Source organism: Polaromonas jejuensis NBRC 106434 (assembly GCF_001598235.1).
Classification (GTDB): domain Bacteria; phylum Pseudomonadota; class Gammaproteobacteria; order Burkholderiales; family Burkholderiaceae_C; genus Polaromonas; species Polaromonas jejuensis.
On the sequence record NZ_BCYO01000074.1, the window covers coordinates 1 to 1,113 of the forward strand.

Genomic DNA, 1,113 nt, shown 5'->3' on the forward strand with positions numbered 1-1,113 from the left:
AGTGACGGTGGCAATCGTATCCCAACTGTCCGCGATGGCGCTGGACTGAAGCGATTGCGGCATGGGTCAAGCGGCGTTGGCGAGCTTTCTCATGGACTCCCCTTTGAGGGCCATCTTGTGGGAGCCGTGCACGATGCGGTCCAGGATGGCATCGGCCAGCGTGGGTTCATCCAGCCACGCGTGCCATGCCGTCACCGGTAACTGGCTGGTGATGAGCGTGGAGCGACCGCCCACCCGGTCATCCAACAATTCCAGCAAATCATTGCGCTCGTGCGCGGCAATGGGGGCGATGGCGAAGTCGTCCAATATCAACAGGTCCAGCCTGGCTAACTGAGCCAGTCGCCGCGCAAAGCTGCCATCGCCATGCGCCACATGCAACTCCTCCAGCAGCCGTGGTGCACGGGCATAGAGTACGGAGAAGCCAAGCCGGGCAGCCTGCTGACCCAGGGCACATGCCAGCCAGGTCTTGCCGCAACCGGTGGCGCCGGTGAGCAGCACATTGTGGCCATGGCGCAGCCAGTCGCCGCTGGCCAGAGAACCGATGACTTCACGGCTGAGCCCGCGGTTGCTTCTCCAGTCGATGTCTTCCAGGCAGGCCGAGGAGACCTTCAGCCGGGCCGCCTTCAACAGGCGCTCCAGGCGTTTGCCGTCGCGCCAATCCACCTCACGCTGAACCAGCAGGGCCAGTCGTTGTTCAAAGGGCAGTTCAGCGGCGGCGATTTGGTTCGCCGGGTCAGTCAAGGCGGCGGCCATGCCGTCCAGGCGCAGGGTGCGGAGTTGATGCAGGGTGTGTTCGTTGAGCATGTTTGTTCCTTGTGTATCGGGTGTGGTTCAGTGGTAGTAGTCCGGGCCACGCACGTTCTCGTGCAGCGGCAGGCTGGCTTGTGCGGGGATGGGGGTATCAAGCGAGCGCTGGTCCAGCCCGCAGCTCAGGATGGAGGCGACGCTCTTGTAGTGTGGCGCGCGAATCGATTGCGCTCGGGCGCAAGCGGCCTCCAATCGGTCGTGGCCATACTCACGGCCCAAGCGCATAAGTCCCAGGCAGGAGCGGTAGCCCTGCTCGGGGTGGGCACGGTGCTCCATCTGCCAGCGCACCACGGCGGCGGTGGCGGT

1 protein-coding gene and 1 pseudogene are annotated in these 1,113 nt (G+C 64.3%); both read right to left on the reverse strand.

Annotated features, from left to right (window positions below):
• Positions 1-66: 66 nt before the first annotated feature.
• Entirely contained in the window at positions 67-804 is a 738-nt protein-coding gene (gene istB / locus PJE01S_RS24150; RefSeq protein ID WP_068836251.1) for an IS21-like element helper ATPase IstB, read from the reverse strand.
• A 27-nt stretch (positions 805-831) separates the two neighbouring features.
• Positions 832-1,113, reverse strand: a pseudogene (locus PJE01S_RS24155) (IS21 family transposase); the annotation flags it as partial.

Bases quoted from the DNA above. Each gene is read 5' to 3' on its own strand.
- istB (WP_068836251.1), bottom strand. From the start codon at position 804: ATGCTCAACGAACACACCCTGCATCAACTCCGCACCCTGCGCCTGGAC.